The sequence below is a fragment of the Streptomyces erythrochromogenes genome (assembly GCF_036170895.1).
Classification (GTDB): domain Bacteria; phylum Actinomycetota; class Actinomycetes; order Streptomycetales; family Streptomycetaceae; genus Streptomyces; species Streptomyces erythrochromogenes.
The window spans coordinates 3,614,085-3,633,262 of sequence record NZ_CP108036.1 but is presented as its reverse complement, the minus strand read 5'-3'; the positions used below and the strand labels follow the sequence as shown (position 1 = coordinate 3,633,262).

Genomic DNA, 19,178 nt, shown 5'->3' with positions numbered 1-19,178 from the left:
GGCCTTTCCCTAGAGGACGGGCGGACCGGACAGGTAGGTTCCATTCGCGTCGAAGGGCCAGGCATTGGACTTGCATCCGTCCAGGCCCTTGATCTGCTGCATCATCGCCGGGGCGGGCTTGCCGGGGCCCGGGCAGCCCTCGTGGCCGCGGCCGATCGCGTGCCCGACCTCGTGGTTGACGATCAGTGCCCGGTACTCCTCCACGGAGCCGCTGAACTGGGGCGAACCCTCCTTCCAGCGCTTGAGGTTCACCACCACGGCATTGCCGACGCGGCAGTTGGTCTCGCCGATGAGCTCCGGGGTGACCACGTCACACAGGAGGTCGGTGGTCTTGGGCGTCGCGATCTTGACGGTGAAGTCCACCGGCTGGCCGGCTCCCACGAGCTGGAAGCCGTAGCGCGGGTCCTTGGTCCAGCCGCGCGGGTCCCCGAGGATCGCCTCGACGGAGCGGGCGGCGGCCTCCGGGTCGATCCCGCTGCCCTCCTCGACCTCCAGCCGCCAGCGCCGGGTCGTCCCCTTGCCCTGCGCGCTGCCGGAAGCGGACGACCCGGTGAAGGTGCCGGGCTTGCCGGGGGTCGCGGGGGAGCCGGTGGACGGCGAGGGCGAGGCGGGCTGCTGCGCGGGGGCGGCGGGGGACGGCGCGGCCTCGGGGGACTTCGCGCCGCCCTGCGGGAGAGGATTCCCCGCGGCGTCGGTGTCTTCTCCGGCCGGTGCGTCGGTCTGTGCGGCGGTGCGGCCCTTGGCGGCCGTGGTGGTCTCGTCCTCGGGCAGCAGCGCGTAGGCGGTGGCCGATACGGCGACGAGCGCCGCCGAGCCGAGGAGGATCGTGCGCCGCAGCCGCCTGCGCCGCTCGGCCCGGCGCCTGGCGCGCGGGCCGTCACGGCGGGAACGACCGGTGGAATGGCCTGCCGGCATCGTGAAGCTTCCTGTTCGCGGCGGCCACTGCCGGACCCGCCCACGGTTGTGGTTCTGATCCGGTGGGTGACCCTCACCGGGCCGCACCCTGGCAGTCAACGCGTATGCGGCGTAGCAGCGTAACTGTCCTTCGGAACAGTTCTACGGTCGGGTACGGCACCGCCACGCGGCGGTACGGCGGAGCCCGCGCCGTCCTGGCCCGCGCGGCCTGAGAGGATGGGGCCGTACCCGCCGATCCGCATCGCAACACGAGGGGCGAACGCCAGTGACAAGGGCCTCCCTGGACAAGCAGCCGCACGAAGTCGCCTCCATGTTCGACAGGGTCGCGGCGAACTACGACCTGACCAACGACGTCCTCTCCCTCGGCCAGGACCGGGTGTGGCGCAAGGAGGTCGCCAGGGCGGTCGACGCGCGCCCCGGGCAGAAGGTCCTCGACCTGGCCGCCGGTACGGCGACCTCCTCGCTGCCCTTCGCGGCGACCGGCGCGTACGTCGTCCCGTGCGACTTCTCCCTGGGCATGCTCATGGAGGGCAAGAAGCGGAACTCATGGCTTCCGCTGACCGCCGGCGACGCGACGAAGCTGCCGTTCAAGGACGACGTCTTCGACACCGTCACGATCTCCTTCGGCCTGCGCAACGTCCAGGACACCGACGCGGCGCTGCGCGAGCTGTACCGGGTGACCAAGCCCGGCGGGCAGGTCGTGATCTGCGAGTTCTCGCAGCCCACCTGGGCGCCGTTCCGGACGGTCTACACCGAGTACCTGATGCGCGCGCTGCCGCCCGTCGCCCGGGCCGTGTCGTCCAACCCCGACGCGTACGTGTACCTCGCCGAGTCCATCCGCGAATGGCCCGACCAGCCGGGGCTGGCCGGCCTGCTGCAGAAGGCCGGCTGGTCCAAGGTCGCCTGGCGCAACCTCAGCGGCGGCATCGTCGCGCTGCACAGAGGCACCAAGGCCTGACCGCCGTGCCCGACGACCTGCCGCCCGACGCCGGGCCCCTGGACTACAAGCCCCTGCTGGAGCGGATCGCCGCAGACGTCGCCCCGCTGCTGGGCAGCGGCACGCCCGCCGAGTACATCCCGGCGCTCGCCGCGGTGGACCCGCGGCAGTTCGGGATGGCCGTCGCCGATCTCGACGGCAACGTCTTCGGGGTGGGGGACTGGCAGGTGCCCTTCTCCGCCCAGTCGATCACCAAGGTCTTCGCGCTCGCCCTGGCCCTGGCCGAGGGCGGCGACAGCCTGTGGGAGCGGGTCGGCCGGGAGCCCTCGGGCAACCCGTTCAACTCGCTCGTACAGCTGGAGTACGAGAACGGCATTCCACGCAATCCGTTCATCAATGCGGGCGCCCTCGTGGTCACCGACCGGCTCCAGACGCTGACGGGCGACGCGAGCAGCGAGGTGCTGGAGTTCCTGCGGCAGGAGAGCCAGAACCCGGACATAGGCTTCGACGCCGAGGTCGCCGCCTCCGAGCAGGGGCACGGGGACCGCAATGCGGCCCTCGCGCACTTCATGGCCTCGTACGGGAACATCGACAACCCGGTGCCCGCGCTGCTGGAGCACTACTTCTGGCAGTGCTCCATCGAGATGACCTGCGCGGACCTGGCCCGCGCCGGGCGGTTCCTGGCCCGGCACGGGCTGCGCGCGGACGGCTCGCGGCTGCTGACGCGCAGCGAGGCCAAGCAGGTCAACGCGGTGATGATGACCTGCGGTACGTACGACGCGGCGGGCGAGTTCGCCTACCGCGTCGGGCTGCCCGGCAAGAGCGGGGTGGGCGGCGGGATCGTCGCCGTCGTCCCGGGGCAGTGCACCCTCGCCGTGTGGAGCCCGGGGCTGGACGCCCGGGGCAACTCGGTCGCGGGCGTCGCCGCGCTGGACCGCTTCACGACCCTGACGGGCCTGTCCGTCTTCTGATCCCCGTGCCCCGGAGGCCCGCCGGGGTCTTCCGCCGCCTCGAAGTTTATGGCATATATTTTGTGTAGACCATAAACGCATGGTGGAGGAGGAACATGCCTCGTGCGGACCGCGGCGGCGGTCAGGACGGCCCGCCCGACCCGGGCTCGGTGGCGGAGCTGCTGTGGCGCACCGCCGCCGAACCGGGCCGGAAGGCCCGGCACCGGCTCAGTGCCCGCCTCATCGTGGACACGGCCGTCTCCCTCGCGGACGCCGAGGGCCTGGGTCCCCTGTCCATGCAGCGCGTGGCCGGCGAGCTGGGCTGTACGGCGATGGCGCTCTACCGGCACGTGCCGGGCAAGGATCACCTGGTGGCCGCCATGGTCGACACCGCCACCGGCAGGCCGCCCGCCCCGGCGGATCCGCCGGGTGGCTGGCGGGCTGAGGTCGAGACCTGGGTGGACGCCCTGTGGGACCTCTACCTGCGGCATCCGTGGATGACGAAGGCGCCCACCACCGGCGCCCCGGTCGGCCCCAACGAACTGGCCTGGTTCGAGGCCCTGCTGAGCCCCCTCGCCCGGTCCGGCCTCGACCGTGCCGAACTGGTTCCGATCGCCACCTTCGTCTCCGGTGCCGTACGGGACCTGGCCCGGGTCGCCACCGAACTCGACCCCGCGGGCGCGGCCGAGTACGGAGAGGTCCTCGCCCGGCACCTGGACCCCGGGCGGTTCCCGGTCCTGTGCTCTCTCGCCGGCACGGACGGCTTCGACGAGGACGAGGACGGCGACGTCACGCCCGTCGTGCGCTCCGGGGTCCGGCGGCTCCTCGACGGCATCGAGGGCCGGCCCGGATCCCACTGAGCCGCGCACCCACCGATCCACGCACCCACTGATCCGCGTACCGCGCACCTGCACGACACAGCACGCTCCATGCCCACGCTCCACACCCGAGGAGACCGAGGAAATGAACGAAGCGAGTGTCCGGCGACTGACGGGCGCGTGCGGCATCGCCGCAGGTCTGATCGCCGTGGTCGGCGTCCCCCTGTACTTCCTGTACGCGGGGCCGCCGCCGGCCTCGAACGTGCTGGCCAGGATCCTCCTGAACATCCTGACCTGCGGCGCGCTGCTGGTCTTCCTGCTGGGCCTGGCCCACCTCGTGCGGAGCTCCGGGCGCGCCCTCGCCTGGCCCGCGAGCCTGGTCTCCGGGGCCGCTGGCGCCTACGTCACCGTGACGCTGGTCGCCGCCTCCGTCGAGGCGGGAGTCGTACTGGAACACCCCGGGGGCACGCTCGACCCGACCGTCGACGGCCCGCTGGCGCACGCCAACATGCTCCTGCACGGCTCCGTCGCACGGCTGCTGACGGCGATCCTGCTGTCCGCGGCCGGCCACGCGATCCTGCGCAGCGGCGTGCTGCCGCGCTGGACCGGCCGCACCGCTCAGGCCGTCGCCGCCGTCAACCTGGCCTTCGTACCCTCGCTGTTCTTCGGGACGGACGCGGCCGCCTTCTACAGCGCCGTGGGCTGGGGCAACACCGCACTGACCGCGTCCCTCGTCGTGTACTGGGCCCTGGCCGCCGGCATCGCGCTGCTGCGCACGCCGGCCGGGACGCTCACCGGGCCAGCGGCAGGTCCCGCAGGTCCAGCGCGTAGCGGCGTGCCGGATTCCCGCCCGGCGTGGTGAACTCCTCGGCCAGGGTCATGCCCAGCCGCTCGGCGACCGCCACGGAGCGGGAGTTGTCGGCGTGGATCATCGCCACCACCCGCTCGATCCCGGCCCCGCGGACCCGCTCCAGGGTGGCCAGCGCCGCGGCGTACGCGTAGCCGCGGCCCCAGGCCGCCCGCCCGAGCCGCCAGCCGATCTCGATCTCCCCGACCGGGCCCCACGCCTTGTCCGACGGCCATGGCTGCGCTCCGGTGAAGCCGATCACCTCGCCGTCGCCGTCCAGCAGCGTCCACAGGCAGAGGCCGAGCTGTGCGTCGTGCATGCGCTGGCGCGCGGTGAACTCCTCGTACTCCGACAACTCGGCGGACCGCCGAGGAACTCCATCACATCGGCGTCGTTGAAGACGCGGTGCCAGGCGTGGGCGTCCTCGTCGGTGGGCACGCGCAGCCCTACCGCCGGGAGCGGGGGCCGGGTCGGCGAAGTCGTCATCGGGGCAGCCCTTCGGATCGCGATCACTCTCGCTGCATAGACTGCACATGTCCGGTGCCGCCTGGCACCCTAAATCGAGCCTTCGGGAGACCCCGCAGTGACCGAGCTCCTCTCCGAACACTCCGCGGACGTGATCGTCGTCGGGGCCGGGCCCGCCGGCTCGACCACCGCCTACTACCTCGCCAAGGCCGGATTGGACGTCCTGCTGCTGGAGAAGACGGCGTTCCCACGCGAGAAGGTCTGCGGCGACGGGCTGACCCCGCGCGCCACCAAGCAGCTGGTGGCGATGGGCATCGACATCTCCGAAGAGGCCGGCTGGCTGCGCAACAAGGGCCTGCGCATCATCGGCGGCGGCCAGCGGCTCCAGCTGGACTGGCCGGAACTCGCCTCCTTCCCGGAGTACGGACTCGTCCGCAAGCGCGACGACTTCGACGAGATCCTGGCCCGCCAGGCCCAGAAGGCCGGCGCCCGGCTGTACGAGCGCTGCAACGTAGGCGAGCCCGTCCGTGACGCCCGCACCGGCCGCATCACCGGCGTGCAGGCGAAGCTGGGCGAGGAGAAGACGCCGGTCACCTTCCACGCCCCGCTGGTCGTCGCGGCCGACGGCAACTCCTCCCGGCTGTCGCTGGCCATGGGCCTGCACCGGCGCGAGGACCGCCCGATGGGCGTCGCGGTGCGCACGTACTTCACCTCGCCGCGGCACGACGACGACTACCTGGAGTCCTGGCTGGAGCTGTGGGACCGGCGCGGCCCGCAGGACCGGCTGCTGCCCGGCTACGGCTGGATCTTCGGCATGGGCGACGGCACGTCCAACGTCGGCCTCGGCATCCTCAACTCCTCCTCCGCCTTCAAGGAGCTGGACTGGCGCGAGGTCCTCAAGGCCTGGTGCGCCTCGATGCCGGAGGACTGGGGCTACACCCCCGAGAACATGACGCAGCCGATCCGCGGCGCGGCCCTGCCGATGGCCTTCAACCGGCAGCCGCACTACACCAAGGGCCTGCTGCTGGTCGGTGACGCGGGCGGCCTCGTCAACCCGTTCAACGGCGAGGGCATCGCCTACGCGATGGAGTCGGGCCAGATCGCGGCCGACGTGATCGTGCAGGCGCAGGCCCGGTCCACCCCGGCGCAGCGCGAGCTGGCGCTGCACAACTACCCGAAGGTGCTCAAGGAGACCTACGGCGGCTACTACACGCTGGGCCGCGCCTTCGTGAAGCTGATCGGCAACCCGAAGGTCATGAAGGTCGCCACGCAGCGCGGCCTGACCCACCCGCTGCTGATGAAGTTCACCCTGAAGATGCTGGCCAACCTGACCGACCCGGCGGGCGGCGACGCGATGGACCGCATCATCAACGGCCTCTCGAAGGTGGCCCCGAAGGCCTGACGGCCTGACGGAGCCGGCTCACGAAGGACGGCGGTCCCGGATCCCCCGGCCCTCAGGGTCGGGGGATCCGTGCACGGTGCGCACGCAGCGCGCCAGCAGGACCAGGCCGCACACCAGCAGTGCGCCCGACACGGTCCAGCCGGCCGCGAGGAGGAGGGCGTGCCCCGGCTTCTGCCAGGGGCGGGTGGTGTTCAGCAGCCAGCCCCCGACGGCGAGGAGCCCGAGGCCGAGGGCGGCCCGGACCGTGGTGGGGTCGCCGGCCTCGTGGGGCTCGTACGGCTGTGTGCCCACGGGACCACCACCTCCATCTGACGCTCAGGGACTGCGCCGCCATCTTCTCAGGGCCCGGGGGCCCCGTTCGACACGGTCGCCCGCCGGGCCGAGGAGATGCGGGGCGCGCACGGCACCGAACGCCCGAAAAGCCCGGACCGTCCGGGAAACGACTCCAGGGCCGGTACTCCACCCCCGAGCGGGGGAGTACCGGCCCTCGGCCGTGTCTGCTGCCGCGACCTGAGCGGGGCTCAGGGGCGGGCTCAGAGGACGCGGACGGCGCCCGTCGGCTTGTCGTAGCTCAGGCTGCGCTCGACGATGCCGGTGCTGGGGTTCTGCGCGCCGACGAACTTGCCGCCGCCGACGTAGATGGCCACGTGGTACGCGCTGCCCTTGGATCCCCAGTAGAGGATGTCGCCCGGCTGAAGGGCGTTCAGGGAGACGGACGTACCGGCCGAGGACTGCGCCTGGGACATGCGCGGCAGGGAGATGCCGGCCTGGCGGTAGGCGGCCTGGACGAGGCCTGAGCAGTCGAAGGAGGACGGGCCGGTGCCACCCATGACGTAGGCCTTGCCGACCTGCGCACGGGCGAAGTTGACGATGGCGGCGGCGGATCCGGTCGCCGGGGCCGACACGGTGCCGGTGCCCTGCGGGGCCTTCGCGGAGGTGGAAGTGCTCTTGAGGGAGGTGCGGTCGGAGTCGCGGGTGGCGCGCTCGGCCTCGGCCTTGCGGTCCGCCTCCTCCTTCGCCTTCTTCTCGGCGACCTTCTGGGCCGCTTCCTTGGCCTGCTTCGCCTCGGCGGCGGCGCCGGTGCGGGCGCTCTCCTCCTGGGCGGTCAGTTCGCCTTCCACGGCGGCCAGACGGGTGTTCTCGGCGGCCGTGGTGACCGCGGAGGAGACCTCGGCGGCCAGGTCCAGGTTCAGGACCGGCATTTCGAGCGTCGTCTCGGCCACGGGCTCGGACGGGGACGCGCTCGCGGTGCCGGCCATGGCCAGGGTGCTGAGGACGCCACCGGCAACTCCGGCGCGGACCGCGAGCTTCGAGGCGCTGCGGCGGGGCTTCCGGTGGCTGGGTATGTGAGCGGTGTGGGACATGAGGACAACCGCTATCAGGGCGCAAGGGGTCCCTTCAAGAAACGTGGGGTGCGCCACAGTTGCCCGCGAAGGCACGCGAACCGGGCGCGCCCGGCTTCTTATTGACGCCGTAACGGGCGAAACGGACACACCCTCACAAGGCTGTGATCATGGGGTTTCAGTAATAAGTCCGAAATGATCCACGGACTACCACCCCTCCGCACAGATGGCCAAGCCCGCTTTCGGAACGCCTGATTCAGAGTGGCGCAGGTCACAGGGAGATCACGCCATGTGGACGCTGTGGCCGGCCCGTGACCTTCCTGTGAAGCGGGCCCTCGCCACCGGGAGGGGTTCGTGAACGGATGCACGCACTCGGCGGCCCGCCGCACCCTCGTGTGCCCCGCGTCCACCTCCGTACGCACGGGCTCCCCCGACCGGGGGACGCGGATCCCCTTATCACCGCAGGCGCCTCGATGCCAATTTGCCTGCAAGTGCCACCGTTTGATAGGGCGAGGTGCCCTCCACCTGCGGGAACGGGCTCGAATGTCACCTTTGGTGATCATGCGGCTGCTTCGAGTATGAAGATCACCACTCATCGGACTTCATGATCGTTCGTCAGGTGGTGGAGATCACAAACTCGGTGTTGTTACCCGTGTCGCAGATCACAGACGAGCAGGCATAAGATGCGCACCAGTCCGGCTTGTGAACTGCCTCACATGTGCACGATCTTCGCGAGGCGGGGCCCTCGGCCGGCGGCGGTCCAACGGTCAAGGACGACTGGAAGGAGCGAGGAGCGTGAATGCGTACGCGCCCATCCTCGTGCTCGGCGCCCTCGGCGCAGGGTTTGCGATCTTCTCCGTGGTCATGGCCACGCTGATCGGTCCAAAAAGGTACAACCGGGCGAAGCTCGACGCCTACGAGTGCGGCATCGAGCCGACACCGATGCCGGCCGGCGGCGGTCGCTTCCCCATCAAGTACTACCTGACGGCGATGCTCTTCATCGTCTTCGACATCGAGGTTGTCTTCCTCTACCCCTGGGCCGTCACCTTCGACTCCCTGGGGATCTTCGGGCTCGTCGAGATGCTGCTCTTCGTGCTCACCGTCTTCGTCGCCTACGCCTACGTATGGCGCCGCGGCGGCCTGGAATGGGACTGAGGGGCTGAATTTCCCATGGGACTGGAAGAGAAGCTGCCGAGCGGCTTTCTGCTGACCACCGTCGAACAGGCCGCGGGGTGGGTGCGCAAGTCGTCGGTCTTCCCGGCGACCTTCGGCCTCGCCTGCTGCGCCATCGAGATGATGACGACCGGAGCGGGCCGGTACGACCTGGCCCGCTTCGGCATGGAGGTCTTCCGCGGCTCCCCGCGCCAGGCCGATCTGATGATCGTGGCCGGACGGGTCAGCCAGAAGATGGCGCCGGTGCTGCGCCAGGTGTACGACCAGATGCCCGCTCCCAAATGGGTCATCTCCATGGGGGTTTGTGCATCTTCGGGCGGAATGTTCAACAACTACGCGATCGTCCAGGGCGTCGACCACATCGTCCCGGTGGACATCTACCTCCCCGGCTGCCCGCCCCGCCCCGAGATGCTGATGGACGCGATCCTCAAGCTCCACCAGAAGATCCAGGGCGGAAAGCTCGGCGTGAACCGGGAGGAAGCGGCCCGCGAGGCGGAGGCGGCGGCCCTCAAGGCCCTCCCCACCATTGAGATGAAGGGGCTGCTCCGGTGAGTGAGACCCAAGAGCCGGACAACGGCAACGACACCGGCGCGACCGGCGCGGACGGCAGCGGCCTTCCCGCACCGCGCGCCCAGGGCCCCGAGGTCATCGGCGTCCGCAAGGGCATGTTCGGCGCGGCCAACGGCGGCGACACCAGCGGCTACGGCGGCCTCGTCCGCACCGTGGCCCTGCCCGGTGCGACCTCCCGCCCGTACGGCTCCTACTTCGACGAGGTGGCCGACGAGCTCGAAGGCGCCCTGGAGGAGCAGGACCTGCTCCCGGAGAACGCCATCGAGAAGACGGTGGTCGACCGGGGCGAGCTCACCTTCCACATCGCCCGCGAGCACCTCGTGCGCGTCGCGCGGACCCTGCGCGACGACCCCGCCCTGCGCTTCGAGCTCTGCACCGGGGTCTCGGGAGTCCACTTCCCCGGGGACAAGGGCCGCGAGCTGCACGCCGTCTACCACCTGCGCTCGCTCACCCACGGCCGGATCCTGCGGCTGGAGGTCTCCGTCCCGGACGGCGACCCGCAGGTCCCCTCGCTCGTCTCCGTCTACCCGACCAACGACTGGCACGAGCGCGAGACGTACGACTTCTTCGGCCTGGTCTTCGACGGGCACCCGGCCCTCACCCGGATCATGATGCCGGACGACTGGCAGGGCTTCCCGCAGCGCAAGGACTACCCGCTCGGCGGCATCCCCGTCGAGTACAAGGGCGCCCAGATCCCGGCTCCCGACCAGCGGAGGTCGTACAGCTGATGTCCCCCATCACGAATGAAGAAGCAGGCAACCACTCCTCCGCCCGCGAGACGACCGAGGGCACCGTCTACACCGTCACCGGCGGTGACTGGGACGAGATCGTCCAGTCGGCGGCCAAGGCCGACGACGAGCGGATCGTCGTCAACATGGGTCCGCAGCACCCGTCCACCCACGGTGTGCTCCGGCTGATCCTGGAGATCGACGGCGAGACCGTCACCGAGGCCCGCTGCGGCATCGGCTACCTCCACACCGGAATCGAGAAGAACCTCGAATTCCGCAACTGGACGCAGGGCACCACCTTCGTCACGCGCATGGACTACCTGACGCCGTTCTTCAACGAGACGGCGTACTGCCTCGGCGTCGAGAAGCTGCTCGGCATCACCGACCAGATCCCGGACCGCGCCACCGTCATCCGCGTCCTGCTGATGGAACTCAACCGGCTCTCCTCCCACCTGGTGTGCATCGCCACCGGCGGTATGGAGCTGGGCGCGACCACGATCATGATCTACGGCTTCCGCGACCGCGAGCTGATCCTCGACATCTTCGAGCTGATCACCGGGCTGCGCATGAACCACGCGTTCATCCGCCCCGGCGGCCTCGCGCAGGACCTGCCCCCGGGCGCCGTCGACCAGCTGCGCGAGTTCGTCAAGACCATGAAGAAGAACCTGCCGGAGTACGACAAGCTCGCCACCGGCAACCCCATCTTCAAGGCCCGCATGCAGGACGTCGGCTACCTCGACCTCTCCGGCTGCATGGCGCTCGGCGCCACCGGCCCGATCCTGCGCTCCGCCGGCCTGCCCCACGACCTGCGCAAGTCGGACCCGTACTGCGGCTACGAGAACTACGAGTTCGACGTGCCGACCACCGAGACCTGCGACTCCTACGGGCGGTTCCTGATCCGCCTGGAGGAGATGCGCCAGTCGCTGCGGATCGTCGAGCAGTGCCTGGAGCGGCTGGAGCCCGGCCCGGTGATGGTCGCCGACAAGAAGATCGCCTGGCCGGCGCAGCTGGCCATGGGTCCCGACGGCCTCGGCAACTCGCTCGACCACATCAGGAACATCATGGGCACCTCCATGGAGGCCCTCATCCACCACTTCAAGCTGGTGACCGAGGGCTTCCGGGTACCGGCCGGGCAGGCGTACGCCGCCGTCGAATCGCCCAAGGGCGAGCTCGGCGTCCACGTCGTCTCCGACGGCGGAACCCGCCCCTACCGGGTCCACTTCCGCGATCCGTCCTTCACCAACCTGCAGGCCATGGCCGCGATGTGCGAGGGCGGCCAGGTCGCCGACGTCATCGTCGCCGTCGCCTCCATCGACCCCGTGATGGGAGGCGTCGACCGATGACCGCCAGTCCTCAGAACCGAGGGGTCTCGCTGGGCATGCCCCAGCTCCCCGCCCCCGACTTCCCGGCGGAGGTACGGACACGCCTCGAAGCGGACGCGAAGGAAGTCGTGGCCCGCTACCCCGACAGCCGCTCGGCGCTGCTCCCGCTGCTGCACCTGTGCCAGTCGCAGGAGGGCTACGTCTCCAAGACCGGCATCCGCTTCTGCGCCGAGACGCTCGGGCTGACCACCGCCGAGGTCACCGCCGTCGCCACCTTCTACACGATGTACCGGCGCAAGCCCTCCGGTGACTACCAGGTCGGCGTCTGCACCAACACCCTGTGCGCGGTCATGGGCGGCGACGCCATCTTCGAGGAGCTCAAGGAGCACCTGGGGGTCGGCAACAACGAGACCACCCCCGACGGCAAGGTCACCCTCGAACACATCGAGTGCAACGCGGCCTGCGACTACGCCCCCGTGGTGATGGTCAACTGGGAGTTCTTCGACAACCAGACCCCCGACTCCGCCAAGGCCATGGTCGACGACCTGCTGGCCGGCCGCGAGGTCTCCCCGACTCGGGGTGCGCCGCTGTGCACCTACAAGGAGACCGCCCGGATCCTGGCCGGTTTCCCGGACGAGCGGGCGGGCGCGGTCGAGGCCACCGGAGGCGCCGGTCCCGCCTCCCTGATCGGGCTGCGGATCGCCCGCGGCGAGCCCCCGCACACCCCGATCGTCCACCCGCGCGGCGAGAGCACCACCGAGGGAGGGGAGTGATGTCCGTGTCCTCTGAACTGAGCAACGGGGGTACCTCCCGGCCGGAGGCCGGGGGAGGGACCAGCCCGGAGAAGCTCCTCGCCCCCGTCCTGTCGGCCTTCTGGGACGAACCCGAATCGTGGACGCTGGAGACCTACCGGCGCCACGAGGGCTACGAAGGCCTGCGCAAGGCGCTCGCGATGACCCCGGACGACCTCATCGCCTACGTGAAGGACTCGGGTCTGCGCGGACGCGGCGGCGCCGGCTTCCCCACCGGAATGAAGTGGCAGTTCATCCCGCAGGGCGACGGGAAGCCCCACTACCTCGTCGTGAACGCCGACGAGTCGGAGCCGGGAACCTGCAAGGACATCCCCCTCCTCTTCGCCAACCCGCACTCCCTCATCGAGGGAATGATCATCGCCTGCTACGCGATCCGCTCGGAGCACGCCTTCATCTACCTGCGCGGGGAGACGGTGCCCGTCCTGCGGCGCCTGCACGAGGCCGTGCGCGAGGCGTACGCGGCCGGATACCTCGGCAAGGACATCGACGGCACCGGTCGCAACCTCGACATCACGGTGCACGCGGGCGCGGGCGCCTACATCTGCGGCGAGGAGACGGCGCTGCTCGACTCCCTCGAAGGCCGGCGCGGCCAGCCCCGGCTGCGTCCCCCCTTCCCTGCCGTCGAGGGGCTCTACGCCTGCCCCACTGTCGTCAACAACGTCGAGTCCATCGCCTCGGTTCCCGCGATCCTGAACAAGGGCAAGGACTGGTTCAAGTCGATGGGGACCGAGAAGTCCCCCGGCTTCACGCTGTATTCGCTCTCCGGGCACGTCGTCGGACCCGGCCAGTACGAGGCCCCGCTCGGCATCACCCTGCGCCAGCTCCTCGACATGAGCGGCGGCATGCGCCCCGGGCACCGGCTGAAGTTCTGGACCCCGGGCGGCTCCTCCACCCCGATGTTCACCGACGAGCACCTCGACGTCCCCCTGGACTACGAGGGCGTCGGCGCCGCCGGCTCGATGCTCGGCACCAAGGCCCTCCAGTGCTTCGACGAGACCACCTGCGTGGTGCGGGCCGTCACCCGGTGGACCGAGTTCTACGCGCACGAGTCCTGCGGCAAGTGCACGCCCTGTCGCGAAGGCACCTACTGGCTGGTCCAGCTGCTCCGCGACATCGAGGCCGGCAAGGGCGTCATGTCCGACCTCGACAAGCTGAACGACATCGCCGACAACATCAACGGCAAGTCCTTCTGCGCCCTCGGCGACGGCGCGGCCAGCCCGATCTTCTCCTCGCTCAAGTACTTCCGCGAGGAGTACGAGCAGCACATCACGGGCAAGGGCTGCCCCTTCGACCCCAGGAAGTCGACCCTCTGGGCCGACACGGAGGTGAACGCATGACCGTCACCACTACGGCCGCCTCCGGGGGAGAAGCCGCCGTCCCGCCGGAGAACCTGGTCTCGCTGACCATCGACGGGGTCGAGCTCTCGGTGCCCAAGGGCACCCTCGTCATCCGCGCCGCCGAACAGCTCGGCATCGAGATCCCCCGGTTCTGCGACCACCCCCTCCTCCCCCCGGCCGGCGCCTGCCGCCAGTGCATCGTCGAGGTCGAGGGCCAGCGCAAGCCGATGGCCTCCTGCACCATCACCTGCACCGACGGCATGGTCGTCAAGACCCAGCTGACCTCCGAGGTCGCCGACAAGGCCCAGCGCGGGGTGATGGAGCTGCTGCTCATCAACCACCCGCTGGACTGCCCCGTCTGCGACAAGGGCGGCGAATGCCCGCTGCAGAACCAGGCGATGTCGCACGGCAACGCCGAGTCCCGCTTCGAGGGCAGGAAGCGGACCTACGAGAAGCCCGTCCCGATCTCCACGCAGGTCCTGCTGGACCGGGAGCGGTGCGTGCTGTGCGCCCGCTGCACCCGCTTCTCCAACGAGATCGCCGGCGACCCGATGATCGAGCTCCTGGAACGCGGTGCGCTCCAGCAGGTCGGCACCGGCGAGGACGACCCCTTCGAGTCGTACTTCTCCGGCAACACCATCCAGATCTGCCCGGTCGGCGCCCTCACCTCGGCCGCGTACCGCTTCCGCTCCCGCCCCTTCGACCTCGTCTCCTCCCCGAGCGTGTGCGAGCACTGCGCGGGCGGCTGCGCGACCCGTACCGACCACCGCCGCGGCAAGGTGCTGCGGCGCCTCGCCGCGGAGGACCCCGAGGTCAACGAGGAGTGGCTCTGCGACAAGGGCCGCTTCGGGTTCCGCTACGCGCAGCGCCCGGACCGGCTGACCACCCCGCTGGTGCGCAGCGCCGCCGGGGTTCTGGAACCGGCGAGCTGGCCCGAGGCCCTGGAGGCCGCGGCGAACGGGCTCGCCGCCGCGCGCGGCCGGGCCGGGGTCCTCACCGGCGGCCGGCTGACCGTGGAGGACGCCTACGCGTACGCCAAGTTCGCGCGGGTGGTCCTCGACACCAACGACATCGACTTCCGGGCCCGCGTGCACAGCGCGGAGGAGGCCGACTTCCTGGCCGCCACCGTCGCCGGCACCGGCAAGGACCTCGACGGCGACGGCGTCACCTACACCTCGCTGGAGGCGGCGCCCACGGTGCTGCTCGCCGGCATCGAGGCCGAGGAGGAGGCCCCCGGCGTCTTCCTGCGGCTGCGCAAGGCCCACCGCAGGCACAAGCAGCGGACCTTCGCCCTCGCCCCCTTCGCCACCCGCGGACTGGACAAGGCCGGCGGCACCCTGCTGGCGGCCGCCCCCGGCACCGAGCCGGACTGGCTCGACGCACTGTCCTCGCGGACCGGCCTGGAGGCGGGCGGCGCCGAAGCCGCCGAGGCGCTGCGCCGGCCGGGCGCCGTCATCGTCGTCGGGGAGCGCCTCGCCGGCGTGCCCGGCGCGCTCACCGCCGCCGTACGGGCGGCCGCCGCGACCGGGGCGAAGCTGGTGTGGATCCCGCGCCGGGCCGGGGAGCGGGCGGCCGTCGAGGCCGGCGCGCTGCCGTCGCTGCTGCCGGGCGGCCGTCCGGCCACCGACCCGCGGGCCCGCGACGAGGTCGCCACCGCCTGGGGACTGGACGAACTCCCGCACCGCTACGGCCGCGACACCGGCCAGATCATCGAGGCGGCGGCCACCCGGGAACTGTCCGCGCTGCTGGTCGCGGGCGTCGAGGTCACCGACCTGCCGGACCCGGCCCGCGCGCGGACCGCCCTGCAGGAGGCCTTCGTGGTCTCCCTGGAGCTGCGGCCCGGCGAGGTCACCGACCACGCGGACGTGGTCCTGCCGGTCGCCGCGGTCGCCGAGAAGGCGGGCGCGTTCATCAACTGGGAGGGCCGGGTCCGCCCGTTCGAGGCGGCGCTCAAGCCCGACCAGATGACCCGCAGGCTCGCTCCGGCCGACGCCCGCGTTCTGCACATGCTGGCCGACGCCGCCGACCGGCCGATCGCACTGCCCGACGTGCACGCCGTACGCCGGGAGCTGGAGCGGCTCGGCCCCTGGGAGGGCGAGCTCGCAGCCGAGCAGTCCACCGCCCCGGTGCCGCTGCCCCGTCCGGGCGTCGGCGAGGCGGTCCTCGCGGGCCACCGGCTCCTCCTCGACCAGGGCCGGCTCCAGGAGGGCGACGAGGCCCTGGCCGGCACCCGGCACGAGGCCAGTGCCCGGCTGTCGGCCGCCACGGCCGCAGAGACGGGCGTCAAGGACGGTGACGTCCTCGCGGTCACCGGCCCCGCCGGCACCGTGGAACTCCCGCTCCGGATCACCGAGATGCCCGACCGCGTCGTCTGGCTCCCGCTGAACTCCACCGGCTCCGGCGTCCTCGCCGACGCCGGAGCCCGCCCGGGCACCCTCGTACGCATCGGCCCGGCGACCCCGGCCGGCGCAGGCGACACCACTGCGGAGGTGGGCGCGTGAACACCGTTCAACTCGCTGCCGAGGACCTGTCCCTCTTCGGACGGGACGTCTGGTGGCTCGTCCTCATCAAGGCGGTGTTCTGCTTCGCCTTCCTGATGGTGACGGTGCTCTTCTCCATCGTGTGGGAGCGCAAGGTCGTCGCCTGGATGCAGCTGCGCATCGGCCCCAACCGGCACGGCCCCTGGGGCATGCTCCAGTCGCTCGCCGACGGCGTGAAGCTGATGCTCAAGGAAGACATCATCGTCAAGCGGGCCGACAAGGTGGTGTACGTCCTGGCCCCGATCATCGCGGCGATCCCGGCCTTCATGGCCATCGCGGTGATCCCCTTCGGCCCGGCCGGCAACGAGGTCTCCATCTTCGGCCAGCGCACCTCGATGCAGCTGACCGACCTGCCCATCGCGATGCTCTACATCCTCGCGGTGGCCTCGGTCGGCATCTACGGCATCGTCCTCGCGGGCTGGTCCTCCGGCTCCACGTACCCGCTCCTCGGCGGCCTGCGCTCCTGCGCCCAGATGATCTCCTACGAGATCGCGATGGGCGCGGCCTTCGCCTCGGTCTTCCTCTACTCCGGGTCGATGTCGACCTCGGCGATCGTGGAGGCCCAGCAGGACCGCTGGTTCATCGTGCTGCTGCCGGTGTCCTTCATCATCTACGTCGTCACGATGGTCGGCGAGACGAACCGCGCCCCCTTCGACATGCCGGAGTCCGAGGGCGACCTGGTCGGCGGCTTCAACACCGAGTACTCGTCCATCAAGTTCGCGCTGTTCATGCTCGCCGAGTACGTCAACATGGTCACCGTCTCGGCGGTCTCGGTCACGCTGTTCCTCGGCGGCTGGCGGGCCCCGTACCCGATCAGCTCGTTCTGGGAGGGCGCGAACCACGGCTGGTGGCCGCTGCTCTGGTTCGTCCTCAAGGTGCAGCTGCTCCTCTTCTTCTTCATCTGGCTGCGCGGCACGCTGCCGCGCGTGCGCTACGACCAGCTGATGAAGCTCGGCTGGAAGGTCCTGATCCCGGTCTCCGTGGTCTGGCTGATGATGGTCGCCACCGTCCGGGCCCTGCGCAACGAGGCGTACGAGATCGCGGACATCGCCCTCTACGTCGGCGGCGCCGTCGTGGCGGTCCTGCTGCTCTCCTTCGTCGCGGACGTCTTCCGCGACAAGCGCGAGAAGGCTTCGGCCGCGGACGCCGGCAAGGACACCGCGCCCTTCGATCCGCTGGCGGGCGGGTTCCCCGTACCGCCCAAGCCCGGCCAGCACCTGGCACCCGTACCGCGCAGGCGGCCCCGCAGCGAGCGCGAGCTGATCGTCAGCGGCGGGGCGAACACCGACAGTGACCGAGAGGAGGGTGCTGAGAATGTCTGACGAGAAGTGGCAGAACCCGGTGGCCGGCTTCGGCGTGACCTTCAAGGCCATGTTCAAGAAGCGCCTCACCGAGCAGTACCCGGAGCAGCAGAAGACGACCGCCCCGCGCTTCCACGGACGGCACCAGCTCAACCGGCACCCCGACGGTCTGGAGAAGTGCATCGGGTGCGAGCTGTGCGCCTGGGCCTGTCCCGCCGACGCCATCTACGTGGAGGGCGCGGACAACACCGAGGAGGAGCGCTACTCCCCGGGTGAGCGGTACGGCCGGGTCTACCAGATCAACTACGCCCGCTGCATCCTGTGCGGGCTGTGCGTCGAGGCGTGCCCGACCCGGGCGCTGACCATGACGAACGAGTTCGAACTGGCCGACTCCAGCCGCGAGTCGCTCATCTACACCAAGGACCAGCTGCTCGCCGGGCTGACCGAGGGCATGGTCGAGGCCCCGCACTCGGTCTTCCCCGGCACCGACGAGCAGGACTACTACCGCGGACTGGTGACGGGCGCCGCCCCGGGCACCGTCCGGCAGGTGGCGGTCTCCAAGGGGGAGGAGCCGGCCGGGGCGGCCGACGGGAACGCCGCGGAGGTGGGGGCATGAGCGCCGTCGCCGCGACCGTCACCTCCAGCGGTGAGGCCGTGCAGTTCTGGATCCTCGGCACGGTCGCCGTCATCGGCGCGCTGGCCACGATCCTGATGAAGAAGGCCGTGCACAGCGCCCTCAGCCTCGCCGGGACGATGATCATCCTGGCGGTCTTCTACCTCGCCAACGGGGCGTACTTCCTGGGCGTCGTCCAGGTCATCGTCTACACCGGCGCGATCATGATGCTCTTCCTCTTCGTGGTCATGCTCGTCGGCGTCACCGCCGCCGACTCCCTGAAGGAGACCATCAAGGGACAGCGCTGGCTGGCCCTCCTGTGCGGGCTCGGCTTCGGCATCCTGCTGTTCGCCGGCATCGGCCACGCCGGACTGGGCCACTTCAACGGGCTCGGCCGGATCAACTCCGCCGGGCACGTCGAGGGCCTGGCGCAGCTGATCTTCACCAAGTACGTCTTCGCCTTCGAGATCACCGGCGCGCTGCTGATCACCGCGGCCGTCGGCGCGATGGTGCTCACCCACCGCGAGCGCACCGAACGGGCCGCGACCCAGCGCGAGCTGGCCGAGCGCCGCGTACGCGAGGGCGTGCAGCTCCCGCCGCTGCCCGCGCCCGGCGTCTACGCCCGGCACAACGCGGTGGACGTTCCCGGCCTGCTGCCGGACGGCACCCCGTCCGAGCTGACCGTCAGCCAGACGCTCCGCGCCCGCGGCCAGATCCGCGACGTGTCCGGCGAGGCGCTCGACGACCTCAAGGCGCTGGAGCAGAGCTCCGCGGAGCGCCTCGGCCGTGAGGAGGCCTCGAAGTGAATCCGGTCAACTACCTGTACCTGGCGGCCCTGCTGTTCACGATCGGCGCCACCGGGGTGCTGATCCGCAAGAACGCGATCGTGCTGTTCATGTGCGTCGAGCTGATGCTCAACGCCTGCAACCTCGCCTTCGTCGCGTTCTCCCGGATGCACGGCAACCTCGACGGCCAGATCATCGCCTTCTTCACGATGGTCGTCGCCGCCGCGGAGGTCGTGGTCGGCCTGGCGATCATCGTGTCGCTGTTCCGTACCCGCCACTCGGCCTCGGTCGACGACGCCAGCCTGATGAAGCTGTAAGGG

General features: G+C 70.7%; 19 protein-coding genes and 1 pseudogene. 16 read left to right on the top strand and 4 right to left on the bottom strand.

Features of this window, described 5'->3' with window-relative positions:
- Positions 1–9 precede the first annotated feature (9 nt).
- Positions 10–915, bottom strand: a complete 906-nt coding sequence (locus OHA91_RS16335; RefSeq protein ID WP_266498581.1) for a DUF3152 domain-containing protein — start codon at positions 913–915, stop codon at positions 10–12.
- Positions 916–1,180: 265 nt separating this feature from the next.
- Between OHA91_RS16335 and OHA91_RS16330 the strand changes: the two genes are divergently transcribed.
- From OHA91_RS16330 to OHA91_RS16315, 4 genes are all read left to right on the top strand, one after another.
- The gene (locus tag OHA91_RS16330) at positions 1,181–1,873 is read left to right on the top strand and encodes a demethylmenaquinone methyltransferase (protein WP_031152536.1); all 693 of its coding nucleotides are present in this window, start codon (positions 1,181–1,183) and stop codon (positions 1,871–1,873) included.
- A 38-nt stretch (positions 1,874–1,911) separates the two neighbouring features.
- Positions 1,912–2,823, top strand: a complete 912-nt coding sequence (locus OHA91_RS16325) for a glutaminase (protein WP_031152538.1) — start codon at positions 1,912–1,914, stop codon at positions 2,821–2,823.
- 95 nt (positions 2,824–2,918) lie between these two features.
- Positions 2,919–3,662 carry a TetR/AcrR family transcriptional regulator gene (locus OHA91_RS16320; protein WP_328739532.1) on the top strand — a complete coding sequence of 248 codons (744 nt, stop codon included), beginning with the start codon at positions 2,919–2,921 and terminating at the stop codon, positions 3,660–3,662.
- Between the two features lie 103 nt (positions 3,663–3,765).
- Positions 3,766–4,482 (top strand): hypothetical protein, encoded by a 717-nt coding sequence (locus OHA91_RS16315; RefSeq protein ID WP_037632776.1) that lies wholly within the window; start codon positions 3,766–3,768, stop codon positions 4,480–4,482.
- Here OHA91_RS16315 and OHA91_RS16310 read toward each other — a convergent pair.
- A pseudogene (locus OHA91_RS16310) lies at positions 4,412–4,953 on the bottom strand (GNAT family N-acetyltransferase). The gene OHA91_RS16315 and the pseudogene OHA91_RS16310 sit on opposite strands and share 71 nt — an antisense overlap.
- A gap of 97 nt (positions 4,954–5,050) precedes the next feature.
- On the opposite strand from OHA91_RS16310, the gene OHA91_RS16305 reads away from it, so the two are divergent.
- Positions 5,051–6,334: a geranylgeranyl reductase family protein gene (locus OHA91_RS16305; RefSeq protein WP_031152547.1), complete on the top strand. Its 1,284-nt coding sequence runs from the start codon at positions 5,051–5,053 to the stop codon at positions 6,332–6,334.
- 18 nt (positions 6,335–6,352) lie between these two features.
- On the opposite strand, the gene OHA91_RS16300 is transcribed toward OHA91_RS16305, so the two are convergent.
- Entirely contained in the window at positions 6,353–6,625 is a 273-nt protein-coding gene (locus OHA91_RS16300) for a hypothetical protein (protein WP_328739531.1), read from the bottom strand.
- 242 nt (positions 6,626–6,867) lie between these two features.
- Entirely contained in the window at positions 6,868–7,698 is an 831-nt protein-coding gene (locus OHA91_RS16295; RefSeq protein WP_031152552.1) for a C40 family peptidase, read from the bottom strand.
- 774 nt (positions 7,699–8,472) lie between these two features.
- Here OHA91_RS16295 and OHA91_RS16290 point away from each other — a divergent pair.
- The 11 genes from OHA91_RS16290 to nuoK are packed head-to-tail and all read left to right on the top strand — an operon-like array spanning position 8,473 to position 19,175.
- Positions 8,473–8,832, top strand: a complete 360-nt coding sequence (locus tag OHA91_RS16290) for an NADH-quinone oxidoreductase subunit A (RefSeq protein ID WP_030653431.1) — start codon at positions 8,473–8,475, stop codon at positions 8,830–8,832.
- Positions 8,833–8,847: 15 nt separating this feature from the next.
- A complete protein-coding gene (locus OHA91_RS16285; RefSeq protein WP_030028258.1) occupies positions 8,848–9,402 on the top strand; it encodes a NuoB/complex I 20 kDa subunit family protein in 555 nt (184 codons plus the stop codon).
- The gene (locus OHA91_RS16280) at positions 9,399–10,148 is read left to right on the top strand and encodes an NADH-quinone oxidoreductase subunit C (protein WP_328739530.1); all 750 of its coding nucleotides are present in this window, start codon (positions 9,399–9,401) and stop codon (positions 10,146–10,148) included. The genes OHA91_RS16285 and OHA91_RS16280 overlap by 4 nt, the downstream gene beginning before the upstream one ends.
- Positions 10,148–11,491, top strand: coding sequence for an NADH-quinone oxidoreductase subunit D (locus tag OHA91_RS16275; RefSeq protein ID WP_031152558.1), 1,344 nt, complete (start codon positions 10,148–10,150; stop codon positions 11,489–11,491). Before OHA91_RS16280 ends, OHA91_RS16275 begins: the two co-directional genes overlap by 1 nt.
- Positions 11,488–12,243: an NADH-quinone oxidoreductase subunit NuoE gene (gene nuoE / locus OHA91_RS16270; RefSeq protein WP_078959382.1), complete on the top strand. Its 756-nt coding sequence runs from the start codon at positions 11,488–11,490 to the stop codon at positions 12,241–12,243. The genes OHA91_RS16275 and nuoE overlap by 4 nt, the downstream gene beginning before the upstream one ends.
- Positions 12,243–13,619 (top strand): NADH-quinone oxidoreductase subunit NuoF, encoded by a 1,377-nt coding sequence (gene nuoF / locus OHA91_RS16265; protein WP_031152563.1) that lies wholly within the window; start codon positions 12,243–12,245, stop codon positions 13,617–13,619. The genes nuoE and nuoF overlap by 1 nt, the downstream gene beginning before the upstream one ends.
- Positions 13,616–16,120 carry an NADH-quinone oxidoreductase subunit G gene (locus tag OHA91_RS16260; RefSeq protein WP_031152566.1) on the top strand — a complete coding sequence of 835 codons (2,505 nt, stop codon included), beginning with the start codon at positions 13,616–13,618 and terminating at the stop codon, positions 16,118–16,120. Before nuoF ends, OHA91_RS16260 begins: the two co-directional genes overlap by 4 nt.
- Positions 16,117–17,481, top strand: coding sequence for an NADH-quinone oxidoreductase subunit NuoH (gene nuoH / locus OHA91_RS16255; RefSeq protein ID WP_328739529.1), 1,365 nt, complete (start codon positions 16,117–16,119; stop codon positions 17,479–17,481). The genes OHA91_RS16260 and nuoH overlap by 4 nt, the downstream gene beginning before the upstream one ends.
- Positions 17,474–18,076: an NADH-quinone oxidoreductase subunit NuoI gene (gene nuoI, locus OHA91_RS16250; protein WP_031152572.1), complete on the top strand. Its 603-nt coding sequence runs from the start codon at positions 17,474–17,476 to the stop codon at positions 18,074–18,076. The genes nuoH and nuoI overlap by 8 nt, the downstream gene beginning before the upstream one ends.
- Positions 18,073–18,879, top strand: coding sequence for an NADH-quinone oxidoreductase subunit J (locus OHA91_RS16245; protein ID WP_031152575.1), 807 nt, complete (start codon positions 18,073–18,075; stop codon positions 18,877–18,879). The genes nuoI and OHA91_RS16245 overlap by 4 nt, the downstream gene beginning before the upstream one ends.
- Complete coding sequence (gene nuoK / locus OHA91_RS16240; RefSeq protein ID WP_030653455.1) at positions 18,876–19,175, top strand: NADH-quinone oxidoreductase subunit NuoK; 300 nt, start codon at positions 18,876–18,878, stop codon at positions 19,173–19,175. The genes OHA91_RS16245 and nuoK overlap by 4 nt, the downstream gene beginning before the upstream one ends.
- Positions 19,176–19,178 lie beyond the last annotated feature (3 nt).